The sequence below is a fragment of the Massilia horti genome, assembly GCF_004614195.1.
In the GTDB taxonomy this organism is placed as follows: Bacteria; Pseudomonadota; Gammaproteobacteria; order Burkholderiales; family Burkholderiaceae_D; genus Telluria; species Telluria horti.
Genome location: NZ_SPUM01000076.1, coordinates 1 through 13351, shown reverse-complemented (window position 1 = coordinate 13351; position 13351 = coordinate 1). Strand labels below are relative to the sequence as shown.

General features: G+C 63.9%; 11 protein-coding genes. 5 read left to right on the top strand and 6 right to left on the bottom strand.

Annotation, left to right across the window (positions count from 1 at the left end):
* Positions 1 to 131: 131 nt before the first annotated feature.
* Entirely contained in the window at positions 132 to 1076 is a 945-nt protein-coding gene (locus E4O92_RS11930; protein ID WP_135189995.1) for a D-2-hydroxyacid dehydrogenase, read from the bottom strand.
* A gap of 144 nt (positions 1077 to 1220) precedes the next feature.
* Complete coding sequence (locus tag E4O92_RS11925; protein ID WP_135189994.1) at positions 1221 to 1511, bottom strand: hypothetical protein; 291 nt, start codon at positions 1509 to 1511, stop codon at positions 1221 to 1223.
* A 201-nt stretch (positions 1512 to 1712) separates the two neighbouring features.
* On the opposite strand from E4O92_RS11925, the gene ligD reads away from it, so the two are divergent.
* Positions 1713 to 4235: a DNA ligase D gene (gene ligD, locus E4O92_RS11920; RefSeq protein ID WP_135189993.1), complete on the top strand. Its 2523-nt coding sequence runs from the start codon at positions 1713 to 1715 to the stop codon at positions 4233 to 4235.
* Between the two features lie 53 nt (positions 4236 to 4288).
* On the opposite strand, the gene E4O92_RS11915 is transcribed toward ligD, so the two are convergent.
* Both E4O92_RS11915 and E4O92_RS11910 read right to left on the bottom strand, forming a co-directional pair.
* A complete protein-coding gene (locus E4O92_RS11915; RefSeq protein ID WP_135189992.1) occupies positions 4289 to 5245 on the bottom strand; it encodes a DUF1259 domain-containing protein in 957 nt (318 codons plus the stop codon).
* Between the two features lie 212 nt (positions 5246 to 5457).
* Positions 5458 to 6495, bottom strand: coding sequence for an NAD(P)H-dependent flavin oxidoreductase (locus tag E4O92_RS11910; RefSeq protein WP_135189991.1), 1038 nt, complete (start codon positions 6493 to 6495; stop codon positions 5458 to 5460).
* 180 nt (positions 6496 to 6675) lie between these two features.
* On the opposite strand from E4O92_RS11910, the gene E4O92_RS11905 reads away from it, so the two are divergent.
* Both E4O92_RS11905 and E4O92_RS11900 read left to right on the top strand, forming a co-directional pair.
* Complete coding sequence (locus E4O92_RS11905) at positions 6676 to 7092, top strand: MarR family winged helix-turn-helix transcriptional regulator (RefSeq protein WP_135189990.1); 417 nt, start codon at positions 6676 to 6678, stop codon at positions 7090 to 7092.
* Between the two features lie 46 nt (positions 7093 to 7138).
* Positions 7139 to 7531, top strand: a complete 393-nt coding sequence (locus E4O92_RS11900; RefSeq protein ID WP_135189989.1) for a tautomerase family protein — start codon at positions 7139 to 7141, stop codon at positions 7529 to 7531.
* Between the two features lie 169 nt (positions 7532 to 7700).
* Here the strand turns inward: E4O92_RS11900 and ku are convergent, their stop codons facing one another.
* Both ku and E4O92_RS11890 read right to left on the bottom strand, forming a co-directional pair.
* Positions 7701 to 8675, bottom strand: coding sequence for a non-homologous end joining protein Ku (gene ku, locus E4O92_RS11895; RefSeq protein ID WP_135189988.1), 975 nt, complete (start codon positions 8673 to 8675; stop codon positions 7701 to 7703).
* Positions 8676 to 8691: 16 nt separating this feature from the next.
* Complete coding sequence (locus E4O92_RS11890; protein ID WP_135189987.1) at positions 8692 to 9660, bottom strand: SDR family oxidoreductase; 969 nt, start codon at positions 9658 to 9660, stop codon at positions 8692 to 8694.
* 166 nt (positions 9661 to 9826) lie between these two features.
* Here E4O92_RS11890 and E4O92_RS11885 point away from each other — a divergent pair, with 166 nt between their 5' ends.
* Both E4O92_RS11885 and E4O92_RS11880 read left to right on the top strand, forming a co-directional pair.
* The gene (locus E4O92_RS11885; protein WP_135189986.1) at positions 9827 to 11263 is read left to right on the top strand and encodes a GGDEF domain-containing protein; all 1437 of its coding nucleotides are present in this window, start codon (positions 9827 to 9829) and stop codon (positions 11261 to 11263) included.
* 121 nt (positions 11264 to 11384) lie between these two features.
* Positions 11385 to 13142, top strand: a complete 1758-nt coding sequence (locus tag E4O92_RS11880; protein ID WP_167759771.1) for a DUF1302 domain-containing protein — start codon at positions 11385 to 11387, stop codon at positions 13140 to 13142.
* Positions 13143 to 13351 lie beyond the last annotated feature (209 nt).

Below are 13351 nucleotides of genomic sequence, written 5' to 3'. Positions count from 1 at the left end.
CCTACTCAGGTCAGGACGCTGCACATCCGTACAGTGCTTTCTTTCACGTTACGATGTGCGCTGGCCGCTGGTCCGTAGGGTGCGCACCTGTGCGCACGCGGTACGGATGCGTAGAGTTGGCGCTGAGCGGTTCAGACGACGTTCTGCGCCCGCCCCGCGACCCAGGCCTCGATATTATCGACCAGCATATCGGCCAGCGTCTGCATCGACCCCGAGCTCGCCCACGCCACATGCGGCGTCAGTATGAAGTTCGGCAGGCGCAACCGGAGCAGGGGATTTTCCGCCGACGGCGGCTCCTTGGACAGCACGTCGAAGCCAGCGCCCGCGATCACTCCGCGCATGAGCGCACCGGCCAGCGCGTCTTCGTCCACCAGGCCGCCGCGTGCGGTATTGATGAGCAGCGCGCTCTTTTTCATCAGTTCCAGTTCGCGCGTGCCGATCATGTGCCGCGTCTGCTCCGTGAGCGGCAGGTGCAGGCTGACCACGTCGCAGCTGCCCAGCAGTTCGTCCAGCGGCAGCTGGTTCACGTGCGGGTCTTCGATCCTGGAGCGCGACGTTGCGCAAACCTGTATGCCAAAGGCGCGCGCAATCGTCGCCACCTTTTTCCCGAGCGCGCCGTAGCCGACGATGCCAAGGCGGCTGCCGGCAAGGTCGCCAATCGTGTGGTCGAGCAGGCAGAAGCGGCTGGAGTGTTCCCAGCGTCCTGCTTCGACATCGGCGATGTAGGCGCGCAGGTTGCGCTTGAGCGCGAGTATGAGCGTGAACACGTGCTCCGGCACCGAGACCAGCGAGTAGTTGCGGATGTTCGATACGACGATGCCGCGCTCGCGGCAGGCCGCGAGGTCGACATTGTCGGTGCCGGTGGCGGCGACCGCGACCATCTTTAGCAGCGGCAACTGGGCGAGCGCCTCGGCGCGCAGCGGCACTTTGTTGGTGATCGCGATGGTGGCATCAATCAGGCGCTCGCGAACTTCGTCTTGCGCCGTTGCCGGGTAGTCGCGCCACTCGTGCTCGAATCCAGGACGGCGGACGTCGGCGATCAGGCTGTCGCGGTCGAGGAAGACGATCTTGTGCATGCGAAATCCCGATGTGAACGAAGGAAAGACTTCATTTTACCCCGGTTGGGTAAGGCTGCGATGCCGTTACGGAACGCAAAAAAAAGACAGGGCGAACCCTGTCTTTGCACTATGGTGGGGCTTGAGCTTATTGTTTGGTTGTTGTTATTTCGTGGTGGCGTCAGCCTGGCCGGCCTTGGCTTGGGCTTTTTGCTTGTTGGCTTTCTTGTGTGCCTTGGCTTTGGTGCTGGCGGCATCGGCATTGGCGACTGCCTGGTCTTTTTCTGCCTTGGCATCGGCCTTTGCTGGTGTGGCGTCAGCCTGCGAAATCTCGGGTGGCGTCTTGATCTGGGCCTTGGTCGGGCCAGCTGCGGCCGGCTGGGCGGCCGGGGGCTGGGCAGCAAACACCGAAGTGGCGAACAGGCCGGCGATCAAAGTAGCGACGAGTTTCTTCATGGTTTTTATCCTTTCGTGGTTGACAGAGGCGGATGCCGCCGGAGTTACTGCGCACAAAAACGCGGCTGCCCTCATGCCAGTTGACGCGCATTTACATCCGCTTACAATCTGGCCGCAGGCAGGCAAGGGTTAGCTGCCGTACAGTCGCCCAGCCGTGGTGGCAATATAGTCGGGAGTCTAGCGACATGCATAGGTGCTGCCATGCCAGACGCCCTCAAACTCTACAAGTCCAAGCGCAATTTCGAGATCACGTCGGAACCGCCTGAAGGCGGCGAGGCGGCGCAGGCAGGCGCGCTCAGCTTCGTGATCCAGAAGCATTGGGCCAGCCGGTTGCATTACGATTTTCGCCTCGAACTCGACGGGACGATGAAAAGCTGGGCCGTGCCCAAGGGACCCAGTTATGACACGCACGACAAACGGATGGCGGTACATGTCGAGGACCATCCGATCTCGTACAACGACTTCGAGGGAACGATTCCCGAAAAGCAGTATGGCGCGGGGAAGGTCATCATCTGGGACAAGGGCACCTGGGAACCGCTCGAGGACCCGCAGCGGGGATACGAGAAGGGCAGTTTGAAGTTCGAACTGCACGGTCACAAGATGCATGGCAAGTGGGCGCTGGTGAGAATCAAGAGCCGCAGCGATGAGAAGCAGGAGCCGTGGCTGCTGATCAAGGAAAAGGACGACTACGCCAGGGCCGCCGAGGAGTTTTCGGTGGTCGACGAACTGCCCGACAGCGTGCGCGACTTGCCGTTGCCGGCCGATGCGGCAAAGCGACCTGCGCCGGGCAAGCGGGCGGCCAGTGCGAAACGCGGCGCGCTGCCGGAGGGCGCGGTCAAGGCCGAGTTGCCCGATAAGCTGGCGCCCGAATTGGCGACGCTGGTCGACAAGGTGCCGTCGACGCCGGAAGACTGGATCTTCGAGATCAAGTTCGACGGCTACCGGATGCTGGCCCGGATCGATGGCAAGGACGTGCGCCTGATCACGCGTAATGGCAACGACTGGACCGACAAGCTGCAGCCCTTGCAGAAGGCGCTGCAGCGCATGAAGTTGCCTGACGGTTGGTATGACGGCGAAATCGTGGTGCACGACGAGCAAGGCCGGCCGAACTTCAATTTGCTGCAACTGGCGTTCGACGGGTCGAACACGGCCGAGATCGTCTACTTTGTTTTCGACATGCCTTACTTTAAGGGATACGACCTGCGCGACGTGCCCTTGACCGAGCGGCGCGCGCTGCTGCAGGAGGTGCTCGACAAGGCGCCGGCGTCAAGCAATGTCCGTTTCTCGAGCGAGTTCGTCGCGGACCCAAAGAACCTGGTGGCGGCGGCGTGCAAGATGGGCCTGGAGGGCGTGATCGGCAAGCGCCGCGATTCGCGCTATGTGACACGGCGCTCGCCGGACTGGATCAAACTCAAGTGCGAGCAGCGCCAGGAATTCGTCATCTGCGGCTATACCGATCCGCAGGGCGCGCGCAGTGGAATCGGTTCGCTGCTGCTGGGCTATTACGATCAGGACGGCGTGCTGCGCTACGCCGGCAATGTCGGCACCGGCTTTGACGAAGCCACGCTGCTCGACATCGCCAGCAGGCTCAAGAAGATCGAAACCGACGAGAGCCCGTTCCCGCCCAAGGCGGTGCCCGGGCGCAAGCCGCACTGGGTCCAGCCGAAGCTGGTGGCCGAGGTCAGTTTTTCCGAGTGGACGCCGGGCGGATCGATCCGCCACCCGGTCTTCCACGGACTGCGCGCGGACAAGCCGCCAAAGAAGATCACGCGCGAAGTGGCCAGGCATACGGAGGAGGTGGCACCAAGGCGGGAGGACAAGAGCGCGGTGCACACGACGCTGCCGCCGAACTTGAAGATCACGCACGGCGAGCGGGTCATCGACCAATCGACCGGCGCCACCAAGCTGGACCTGGTGCGCTACTACGCGCTGGTCGGGGAATTGATGTTGCCGCACCTGAAAGGCCGCCCGCTGGCCCTGGTGCGCGCGCCCGCCGGTGTGGGCGGGGAACTGTTCTTCCAGAAGCACACCAATGTCGACAAGCTGCCGGGCGTGGTCCACATGCCCGAGGAACTGGACCCGGGCGACCCGCCGATGCTGGAGATTGTGAGCGTGGAAGGAATCCTGTCGGCGGCGCAGTGGAATGTGATCGAGTTCCACACGCAAAACGCGGTGCGCAAGTCTTACGACACGCCGGACCGCATGGTGTTCGACCTCGACCCCGGCGAAGGTGTGGAGTGGAAGACCATGCAGGAGGCGGCGCAATTGATGCAGGCCTTCCTTGGCGAATTGGGCTTGCCCGCCTTCCTCAAGACAAGTGGCGGCAAGGGGCTGCACGTGGTGGTGCCGATCAAGGGCGGCAAGGACTGGGACACGGTCAAGGACGTCTCGCACGAGATCGTGAACCACGTGGCGCGCACTTTGCCGGACCGGTTCGCCTTCAAGAGCGGGGCGCGCAACCGCGTCGGCAAGATTTTCATCGACTACCTGCGCAACGGCCGCGGCGCGACGACCGCATCGGCGTGGTCGGCGCGGGCGCGTCCGGGGCTGGGCATTTCGGTGCCGCTCGACTGGGACGAGCTACCGGCGATCAAGTCCGGTGACCAGTGGAACGTGCGCAACGCCCATACCCGTCTCGACAAGGGCAACGATCCCTGGGCCGGCTACGCCAAGGCCGCCAAGACCTTGACCGGCGCGATGAAGGCGCTGGATATTGCCAAGTAATGCCGGGACTAGCTGGACCGGACGGGCCTGGCCAGGGCCGTCCGGGGCTGCCCTTATGTGAATTTGGCGTTGGTTTTATTCAGCCCGTTTCGCACCGCACGCGCCAGCGCATAGGCGTCGCCCACTGCCAGTTGGTGCGAGAAATACAGCTGCGGGCTTTCGGCGGTTTCCTGGTTGTACAGGCAGTGCACCGTGAACCCCTGCTTGCGCATGATCGACATGACCGGGTTGATTTCCGACGCGATCAGTGAAAAGTCGGGCGCCACCGCGGTCCGGCCGTCGGCGAGCGGCTCGAAGTTGATCGTGTGGTCGACCCCGAGATTGGGATTGATCGGAATGCCGCCCAGCACGATCTGCTCACGCCGGGGCACGCTGACCACGACCACGCCATCTTCGTCCACCTCGGCCTCGCCGCCGAGAATCTGGGACAGTAGCTTGACGTTGAGCGGCGTGGTCGGATTCGGCGGCGACGATTGCGGCAGCGGGGTGCCGGTGGCTGCGACGACGTTGGCCAGCGCCCGCGCCAGCGCGAGCGGATCACCCACGCCGCGCAGGTGGATGTGCCAGACTTGCGGGTTCAGGTCGAAGAAGTGCTGGTGGAACGCCTGGAACACCAGGCTGTTGGCGAGAATACGGTCGATGACCGGGTTGGTTTCCCTGGGCAGCAGCGTCATTTCGCCGTTGAAGATGGCACGTCCGCCCGACAAGGCCTGGAAGTAGAATTCATTCGTGAGCTGGAAGGCAGGTTTGAATGGGATGCCGCCCGGCCCAATCACATTGTTCAGGTCGTTGCGGTCTTGAGTGATATGCAGCACGCCGTTGCTTACGCGACCGTCAGTGCGCAGGATTTTTTCGATTTGCTCCACTGGAAGGCCGGCATTGCCTCCCGAGGGTGGCTGGTTAGCCAGGGCAATTTCGGGGGTACTCGCGGCCAGGATTCCTGCCATCATCGCTCCGCTGGCGGCCAGCGTGCGCCGTCGCCCGAGATCAAGCTCGCGATCAGTTGTCATGATGTGCGCTTCCTTGTTTTTCGTGCGATTGAACGGTTCCGGGAGGCGCGGCGCCGAGCGCCACGTATTGCCCCCGGGGCATTCCGCTCCCTTTCGTAGAGAGGCGGGCAGGCCTATTCTGGACACGCACCTGAGTTCGCGGCTGCGGTGCCGCAAGCACCGCGCGGAACTCGTCCATTGCGGCGCTCCATGCCGGGGCCAGGCGAGCAGATTCAGTCCGCTCCCGCCAGCATCCGGGTCAGTTCCTGTGCGGGAACCGGCTTGCAGCCGCTGGCATTCTGGCCGCTCCACAACGGCGAAAAGTCGCCGGAGCCGATCGCCTCGGCCTTGGCACGCAGCGGGGCGATGGCACTGGTGGCGAGGGGGAAGGCCGGCGCTTGCGGATTCATCGGCCCGGTTTCACGGATGATGCGATTGACGATGCCGCGTGCCGGCCTGCCGGTGAAGACATTGGTGACGGCGGTGTGCCGCGCGGCGGGGCTCGCCAAAGCCGCGCGGTGGATGGGGCTGATGGTCGCTTCCGGGCAGAGCAGGTATGCCGTGCCGATCTGCACGCCGGCCGCGCCCAGGCGCATTGCGGCGGCCACGCCGTTGGCGTCCGCGATGCCGCCGGCCGCGATGACAGGGACCTTGACCGCTTGCACGATCTGGGGCAGCAAGGCAAAGGTCCCGACCTGCGTGGTCAGGTCGTCGGTCAGGAACATGCCGCGGTGGCCGCCGGCCTCCATGCCTTGGGCAATGATGGCGTCGACCCCGCGCGCCTCCAGCCACAGGGCCTCTTCGACCGTGGTGGCGGAGGACAGGATGCGCGCGCCGGTCGCCTTTGCGCGCGCGAGCAGCGTGTCGTCCGGCAGGCCGAAGTGAAAGCTCACGACCGGCGGACGGAGTTCCTCCAATATGTCGGCCGCCTGGGAGCTAAAGGGCGTGCGGCCGGGTCCTGCGGGTATGGTGGCCGGGTCGATGCCGAATTGGGCATAGTAGGGCGCAAGCGCTCGGCGCCAGGCGGCTTCGCGCTCGGCATCGGCCTGCGGCGGCTCGTGGCAGAAGAAATTCACGTTGAACGGCTTGTCGGTCTGCGCCCTGATTGCCGCCAGTTCCTGCCGCATGGCGTCTGGCGTCAGCATGGCGCAGGGCAGGGAGCCGAGGCCGCCCGCGTTCGAGACGGCAATGGCTAGCGCGCTGCCCTGTGCCCCGGCCATCGGCGCCTGGATGATCGGTAGGGAGATTCCCAAAAGCTGTCGTATGTCCATTTATTACTCCCATCGTCAAGTTCAACGGTCCTGCGTCGCCGCTTGCCATTGTAGCGCTGGCGGGAATGCCGGGTTGTGGTGCTCCTGACACTGCCGGGCAGTGCGGGGTGCCCACGCAGCGGAGCGGCTTCTAAACAAATTTAGTTGCATGGCTAATCATTTCGAGGTAACGTAGATGTCATGTTTGATGAATGCATCTATTTCAATACAGCAGCTCTCGCACGCCGTCTCGAACGTGAGTGGGCACAGGCCTTTTCGCCCTTTGGGGTAACTCCACCGCAAGGGTTTATGTTGCGTGCGATTCTTGACCGCCCAGGGATGCTGCAATATGAGTTGGCTGATGCGCTGTCCATCTCACGCCCGACGGTCACTCGGGCATTGGATGGATTGGTCCAGCGGGGATACGTTGAGCGTCGACGCACGGACGCTGACGGGCGAGAAGTGGCGATTCATCCAACGGCTGCTGCCGTTGCCATCAAGGCGGCACTCAACCAATCAGCCAGGACAGTGACGGGAAGACTTAAGGCCCAGATGGGCGATGCAGCCTTTGCCGAGGTCGTCCAGAAAATCAGAAAAACTCGATCAACGTTGGAGTAGTTTTTTTTACTTTTATAGTTGCATAGCTAACCATTTGGAGGATTAGATGCCCATTCTTTCGGTGAAGGTCGGTGCAAAGAAGGCTCCCGGGTTAACCCAAAAAATCGGGGAGACGTTGATCGGCTTGACCAGTCGCATTCTCGGAAAAAGCCCGGAAGTCACGGCGATTGCGATCGAATACGTTGATCCCGGGGATTGGATCATCGCAGGCAAGACCCTCGCCGAGCATGGCCGCAACAGTATTTATTTTGACATCAAGGTTACGGACGAAACCAACACCAAGGAGGAAAAAGCACGCTTCATTGAAGAGGCTTTTCATGCCTTCGATAATCTGCTTGGTCCCTTGCACGATGAAAGTTATATCTATGTGCAAGACGTGCGTGCAACGTCATATGGGTATGGTGGCAAGACGCAAGAATACCGCTACCAGCATAAGTAACTCTGCTGCTGGCAACGGGTAATTTAGTTAGCGCCCAAATCGTCGTTCCCGCGCAGGCGGGAACCCATAGGCAGCGTGAAATGACGCTCAGCATGGGTTCCCGCCTGCGCGGGAACGACGTGCTACTTGACAGGTTTTAATTAGGGATGCGTCGCGGTTCTGGAGTCGGTCACGCCGCGCTCTTGCGGCGCGCAGGGGCCTTGGCCGAGGTCTTCGTTGGCGTCTTGGCCGGCGCCGTTGTCCTGGATGCCGAGGACGATTTGGCAGCCGCCGCCGCGCGCTTGCGCGCCTTCGGTGCGGGCTGTTCCTCCTCTTCTTCTTGCTCGGCGGCGGGAGCGGCAGCGCCACCTTTCTTGCCCAAACTGGCCTGCAGCAGCGACACCAGGTCGATCACATTCGAAGGCGCATGCGCCGCTTCTTCCTTACCCGGCAGCGTAATGGTCTTGGTCTCGTTGGCCGCGACCTTTTTCTCGATCAGCGCCATGACGTCTTCGCGGTAGGTGTCGTGATAATGCTCCGGCTGCCAGTCCTCGCTCATGCCCTCGACCAGCGCCTTGGCCATCTTCAGTTCCTTGTCGGAGATCGCGGCGTTCTTCGCGTCCGGCGCCGGGACCTTGAGTTCGCCCGCATCGCGAATCTCGTCCGGATAGCGCAGCGTGTGCAGGACGATGGTTTCGCCCACCACCTCGAGCGCCGCCAGGTGCTGCTTGATGCGGATGACCACGCGCGCGATGCCGATCTTGCCGGTGTCCTTGAGCGTCTCGCGCAGCAGCGAATACACCTTGTCGCCGCCTTTGCCGGGCGCGAGGTAGTAGGGCTGGTCGTAGTACAGCACCGGCACCTGTTCGGCGTCGACGAAAGCCAAAATGTCGATGGTCTGGGTCGCTTCCGGATTGGCGCGCCGCAGATCCTCGTCGGACAGCACCACATATTCGCCATTGGTGTATTCGAAGCCCTTGACGATCTCGTCCCACGGCACTTCCTTGCCGTTGCCCTTGTTGTAGCGCTTGAACCCGACCGGGGAGAAGTCACGGCGATCGAGCATGGTCAGGTCCAGTCCCTTGTCGCTCACCGCCGGGTACATCTCGATCGGGATATGCACCAGCCCAAAGCTGATGGCGCCTTTCCACATGCTCCTTGCCATGATTGCTCCTTGCCTTCTACTCTCCGATCGATCCGGTTACTGGCAGCACGATCCCCGACACATAGCTCGAGCAGATCGACGAAGCCAGGTAGACATACGCTGGCGACAGCTCTTCCGGCTGGGCCGGGCGGCCGTAGTCGGTGCTGGCGCCGAACTTGCTTATCTTGTCAGGTGATTGGTCTGCCGGGTTCAGCGGCGTCCAGACGGGTCCGGGCGCGACCGCATTGACGCGGATACCCTTTTCGAGCAGGTTGCCCGCCAGCGACATGGTGAACGCGTGTATCGCCCCCTTGGTGGTGGAGTAGTCGAGCAGGTGCTTGGAGCCTTTCAGCCCGGTCACCGAGCCGGTGTTGACGATCGCTGCGCCACGCTTCATGTAGGGTACGCAGGCCTTGGCCATGTGAAAGTACCCGTAGATGTTGGTGTGCATGGTTTGGTCGAAACGCTCTTCGGTCAGGTCCAGCAATGAGCTGGCGTGCTCCTGGAACGCGGCATTGTTGACCAGCACGTCGAGGCGCCCCCACCGTGCCACCACCTGGTCGACCGCCTGCTGGCAGAATTCCATGTCCTTGACGTCGCCTGCGATCGTCACGCAGCGCGTGCCCTCGGCCTCGACGCAGCGCTTGGTTTCCTCGGCGTCTTCGTGCTCGTTCAGGTAGATGATCGCAACGTCGGCGCCTTCGCGGGCGAACAGCACAGCGACCGCGCGTCCGATGCCGGAATCGCCGCCCGTGACGATGGCCACCTGGCCTTGCAGCTTGCCGCTGCCTTTGTATTGTTCGGCCATGAACTGCGGCTTAAGTTCCATCTGCGCTTCAATTCCCGGCTTGACCAGGTGCTGCTGGGGCATCGGCGGTACCGGCTCGTTGACCACGCCAGTCTGCACCGGCTGCTGGCTCTGCTCCTTCTGCATGCTCATGTCGCGCTGGTCCTGCCGGTTCTGGATCGCTTTCTGCTGATTCGCCGCGTCATCTTGAATCGCCATCTCGCTCTCCTGTTTGTTGCTGTTGCAGATCACGCCAGTATTCCCGGCTCCTTCCCGATTGACGGTGCGCTCGCTCACACAGTACGGCTCTTGCCCTGTTCGCGGCCTGTGCTTTGTGGCAAACTTGTCATTGGTAATTAGCAAATATGCATGGCAAGGAGAAAATATGGCGGCGCACCAAGTCGGCCTGTTCCTCAATTGCGCCGGCGAGCGGCGGACCGGCTTCCAGACCGCCTGCGGCGAGCTGTTCGGGCGCCTGTTTTTCGCCGACGGGGCGGAAGCGGCATCCGACCTGCTGGCCGGGCAGCGGGTCGACCTTTTGGTGATCGACCTGGAGCGCTATGATCCCGCGATCGACCTGGCATCGCTCGGCCGGCTGGTGGCCTTGCGCGATCGCGCGCCGACCCTCGTACTGTGCCCGTTCACTGGCGCGCGCTGGTTATCGAAGCTGATGGACTTCGGGCCGATCCATTATGCGATCACGCCGCTGTCCGCAGGCGCGCTGTGCGAGGTGGTCGAACGCATGCTGGCCGGCAGTCCCGATCAATGCGGCGAGGCCACGCTGCAAGAGTTGCTGGCCGTGCGCTCGCGCGTCCAGCAGGCGCTGCTCGAGCCGGAGGATCCGAATCGCATGGCTCTTGCGCTGTGCCAGGCCCTATGCGGCTGGCCCGGGGTGCGCCACGCAGCGCTGTTCCAGCTGAAAGAGGGCGACGACTTGCAACTGGCCGCCCAGATTGGCGCGGACGGACCGGACCTGGCGCGCGTCCTGCAGGGGGGCGAGCGGCTGTTGCAGTCGCCGCTGCGGCATGCGTTCCCGGGCCTCATTTCCGCCGCCACTGGCGAGCTCATGCTGCTCGATGCGCTGGACAAGGCGGGCGCGCCGGAACTGGTACATGCGCTGCGCGGTCACGGCGTCGAGATGGCGCTGGGGCTGCCGATCGGCTGCGGTGAGTCGAGCGCACCGCGCGGCTCGGTTAGCCTGTTATTTGGAGGACGGCAGCGTTTTGCCGGCGAGCACCTGGCAACGCTGGCCGACCTTGCTCAACTGGTCGGCGTTGGCCTGCGGATGGCCGAAATGCATGGCGAGTCCGACCAATTGCTGGCGCGCGTCAACCAGGTGACGACCACCGATGCGCTCACCGGCGTGGCCAACCGCCGCCACGGCGAGCGGCTGCTGGAACAGGAGATCCGGCGCGCGCGCCGCTATCAGTTGCCGCTGGCGCTGCTCGCGTTCGACATCGATCGCTTCAAGACCATCAACGACCAATACGGTCATCCGGTGGGGGATGTGGTGTTGCGTGCCGTGGCCGACATCGCTAGGTCCGTGCTGCGCACCAATGACGTGCTGGTGCGCTCGGGCGGCGAGGAGTTCCGGATCATCGCGCCCCACACCTGCGCGATCGACGGGCTGAAGATAGCCGAGAAGGTGCGCCAGGCGATCGAGCGGGCCGCCGTACCGGGCTGCGACCGCGTCACCGTGAGCCTGGGCGTGGCCCAGCTCGGCGGACAGGAAAGCGGCGATGCGCTGGCGGTGCGGGCGGAGGCGGCGCTGGCGCGCGCCAAGCGGGCAGGGCGCAACTGTGTCGAGCTGGCGATGCAGTAGTGTATGCTGTTGCGTTTTTGAAATTGAACGCAACTGCGCGTTGACCGGTAGTTGCAAAAAAGTTAGCATGATTCAGTTGCCGCAATACCCCACAACAACCACGTCAACAAGGAACCTCTCCATGGCAAGCAGGCCCGCCCCGGTCGTTCGGCGCGCTGCCGCGGCTGTCGCGCTTGCTTTCGCCATGTCCCCATTGGCCCACGCGATCGAGACCAACTTTAGCGGGCGCATCACTTTCGGTTCGGTGCTCCGTACCCAGGAAAGCGATCCGCAGCTGCTCACCGCCATCAACGCGGCCGCGATCGGCCTGGCCGGCCGTGGCACCGGCGGTAACGCGGATGACGCCAACCTCAATTACCGCCTCCGCGACCAGGCCTCGCGCGCGCTCAAGGCTTACCTCGACCTGTCGCTGCGCGAAGGCGACACTTCCGCCCTGGTGCGGGTCAAGGCGTGGCACGACTTCGGTCTGTTGCACGACAACAGGCCGTGGGGCAACTCCGCGAATGGCTACGCCGCCAACCAGCCGCTATCGGACGCCGGCGCCAGCCGACTGACCCGGTTTTCCGGGGTGGCGCTGGGCGAGACCTGGCTGCAGCAGGTCGGCCAATTGGGCGGGATGCGCGCGCTTGGCCGGATCGGCCAGCAGTCGCTCAATTGGGGCGTGGGCAGCAGCCAGGGCGGCCTGGAGGGGCTCAACCCGAGGGACCTGCCGGCACTGCACCGGGCCGGGGCGGCGCCGCAGGAGACCAGGGTCCCGCTGCCGATGCTGTTCGGCCGTGTCGAGCCCCGCGCGGGAGTGGCGATCGAGGCTTACTACCAGACCGCGTTCCGCCCGCATGCGCTGGACATGTGCGGCACCTTGTGGTCGATGAGCGATTACATGTCCGAGGGCTGCGACCGGGTGATGTCGGGCAACCCGCCGACGAGCGACCGCGCGCGCGTGGCATCCGGCGCCTACCAGAAGCGGCTGCCCACGCCCAAGCCGGGCGCCGCCGAATTCGGAGTGGGCCTGAACTGGAAGGCGGCCTCGATCGCGACTGACTTCGGGTTCTACTATGCGCGCTACAACTCGCGCATGTCGTTGCCGGGACTGCGCCGCTCGACCCGGGTCGGCCCGGCGCTGATCCCCGGCGACCCGGACGGCAAGAACATGGCGTATTTCACCGAATACCCGGAAGGGTTGTCGATCACCGCGCTGACCTTCATGCACAAGCGCGGCCCGACCAGCGTCTACGGCGAACTGGCATACCGGCCGCGCCAGCCGTTCATGCTGGCGCCGGGTGACGTGGTGCCGCCGTTCCTGAGCCCGGCCGCGCCGTCGCTGCTACGGGCGGACGTTGACGCGACCCCGCCCGGTGGTCTGTTCCACGGTTATGACAACTACCGCTTCCTGCACACGCATGCCGGGGTGCAGCATGAGTGGCGTGCCGGTGGCGTGCCGCTGACGGCCAGCTTTGAAGCGACCGCAAAACACACCTTCGGGCTGCCGAGCCAGGCGGCGCGTCGTTACAACCGTGCGGATATCTACGGTGCGGGCCCGGTTTTCGGTGTTTGCCCCGGAACCAATCCGCTGCAGTGCTCCTTGCGCGGCTACGCAACCGTCAATGCCTACGGTTACCGCCTGCGGCTGGACGCCCGGTTTGCCGAGGTCCTGCCGGGGCTGAACGCCAATGCGAGTGCGGCCTTCGTGCACGACGTGAAGGGCTGGTCCGGCGACTTCGTCCTCAACGAGGGGCGCCGCAGCGCCAACCTCGCATTACGCCTGGAGTACCGGCAGCGCTATTTCGCTGAAATCGCATACCTGCCGCTGTGGGGCGGCGACTACAACCAGGCCGCGGACCGCGACACGCTGGGCGCGGCGCTCGGCCTGCGTTTTTGAATCCAAGGCTGCATAGCCTTACCGCGTGCGGATGGACCGACGTAGGGTGCGCACCTGTGCGCACGCTGTACGGTTGAGCAGAGTTTGCATCCGCTGGGCGCACGAGGCCTACCTGTCGCGCGCCCCTCAGCCCCTTCATGCGTACGCGGTCGCTCCCCGGGGCCAACTCTGCCCAACGGTACAGCGTGCGCACAGGTGCGCACCCTACG

Excerpts from the sequence above, each read along its gene's own strand:
- E4O92_RS11885 (WP_135189986.1), top strand. The coding sequence starts at position 9,827 with ATGGCGGCGCACCAAGTCGGCCTGTTCCTCAATTGCGCCGGCGAGCGG.
- E4O92_RS11905 (WP_135189990.1), top strand. The coding sequence starts at position 6,676 with ATGTTTGATGAATGCATCTATTTCAATACAGCAGCTCTCGCACGCCGT.
- E4O92_RS11915 (WP_135189992.1), bottom strand. The coding sequence starts at position 5,245 with ATGACAACTGATCGCGAGCTTGATCTCGGGCGACGGCGCACGCTGGCC.
- ligD (WP_135189993.1), top strand. The coding sequence starts at position 1,713 with ATGCCAGACGCCCTCAAACTCTACAAGTCCAAGCGCAATTTCGAGATC.
- E4O92_RS11900 (WP_135189989.1), top strand. The coding sequence starts at position 7,139 with ATGCCCATTCTTTCGGTGAAGGTCGGTGCAAAGAAGGCTCCCGGGTTA.
- E4O92_RS11930 (WP_135189995.1), bottom strand. The coding sequence starts at position 1,076 with ATGCACAAGATCGTCTTCCTCGACCGCGACAGCCTGATCGCCGACGTC.
- E4O92_RS11880 (WP_167759771.1), top strand. The coding sequence starts at position 11,385 with ATGGCAAGCAGGCCCGCCCCGGTCGTTCGGCGCGCTGCCGCGGCTGTC.
- ku (WP_135189988.1), bottom strand. The coding sequence starts at position 8,675 with ATGGCAAGGAGCATGTGGAAAGGCGCCATCAGCTTTGGGCTGGTGCAT.
- E4O92_RS11925 (WP_135189994.1), bottom strand. The coding sequence starts at position 1,511 with ATGAAGAAACTCGTCGCTACTTTGATCGCCGGCCTGTTCGCCACTTCG.
- E4O92_RS11890 (WP_135189987.1), bottom strand. The coding sequence starts at position 9,660 with ATGGCGATTCAAGATGACGCGGCGAATCAGCAGAAAGCGATCCAGAAC.
- E4O92_RS11910 (WP_135189991.1), bottom strand. The coding sequence starts at position 6,495 with ATGGACATACGACAGCTTTTGGGAATCTCCCTACCGATCATCCAGGCG.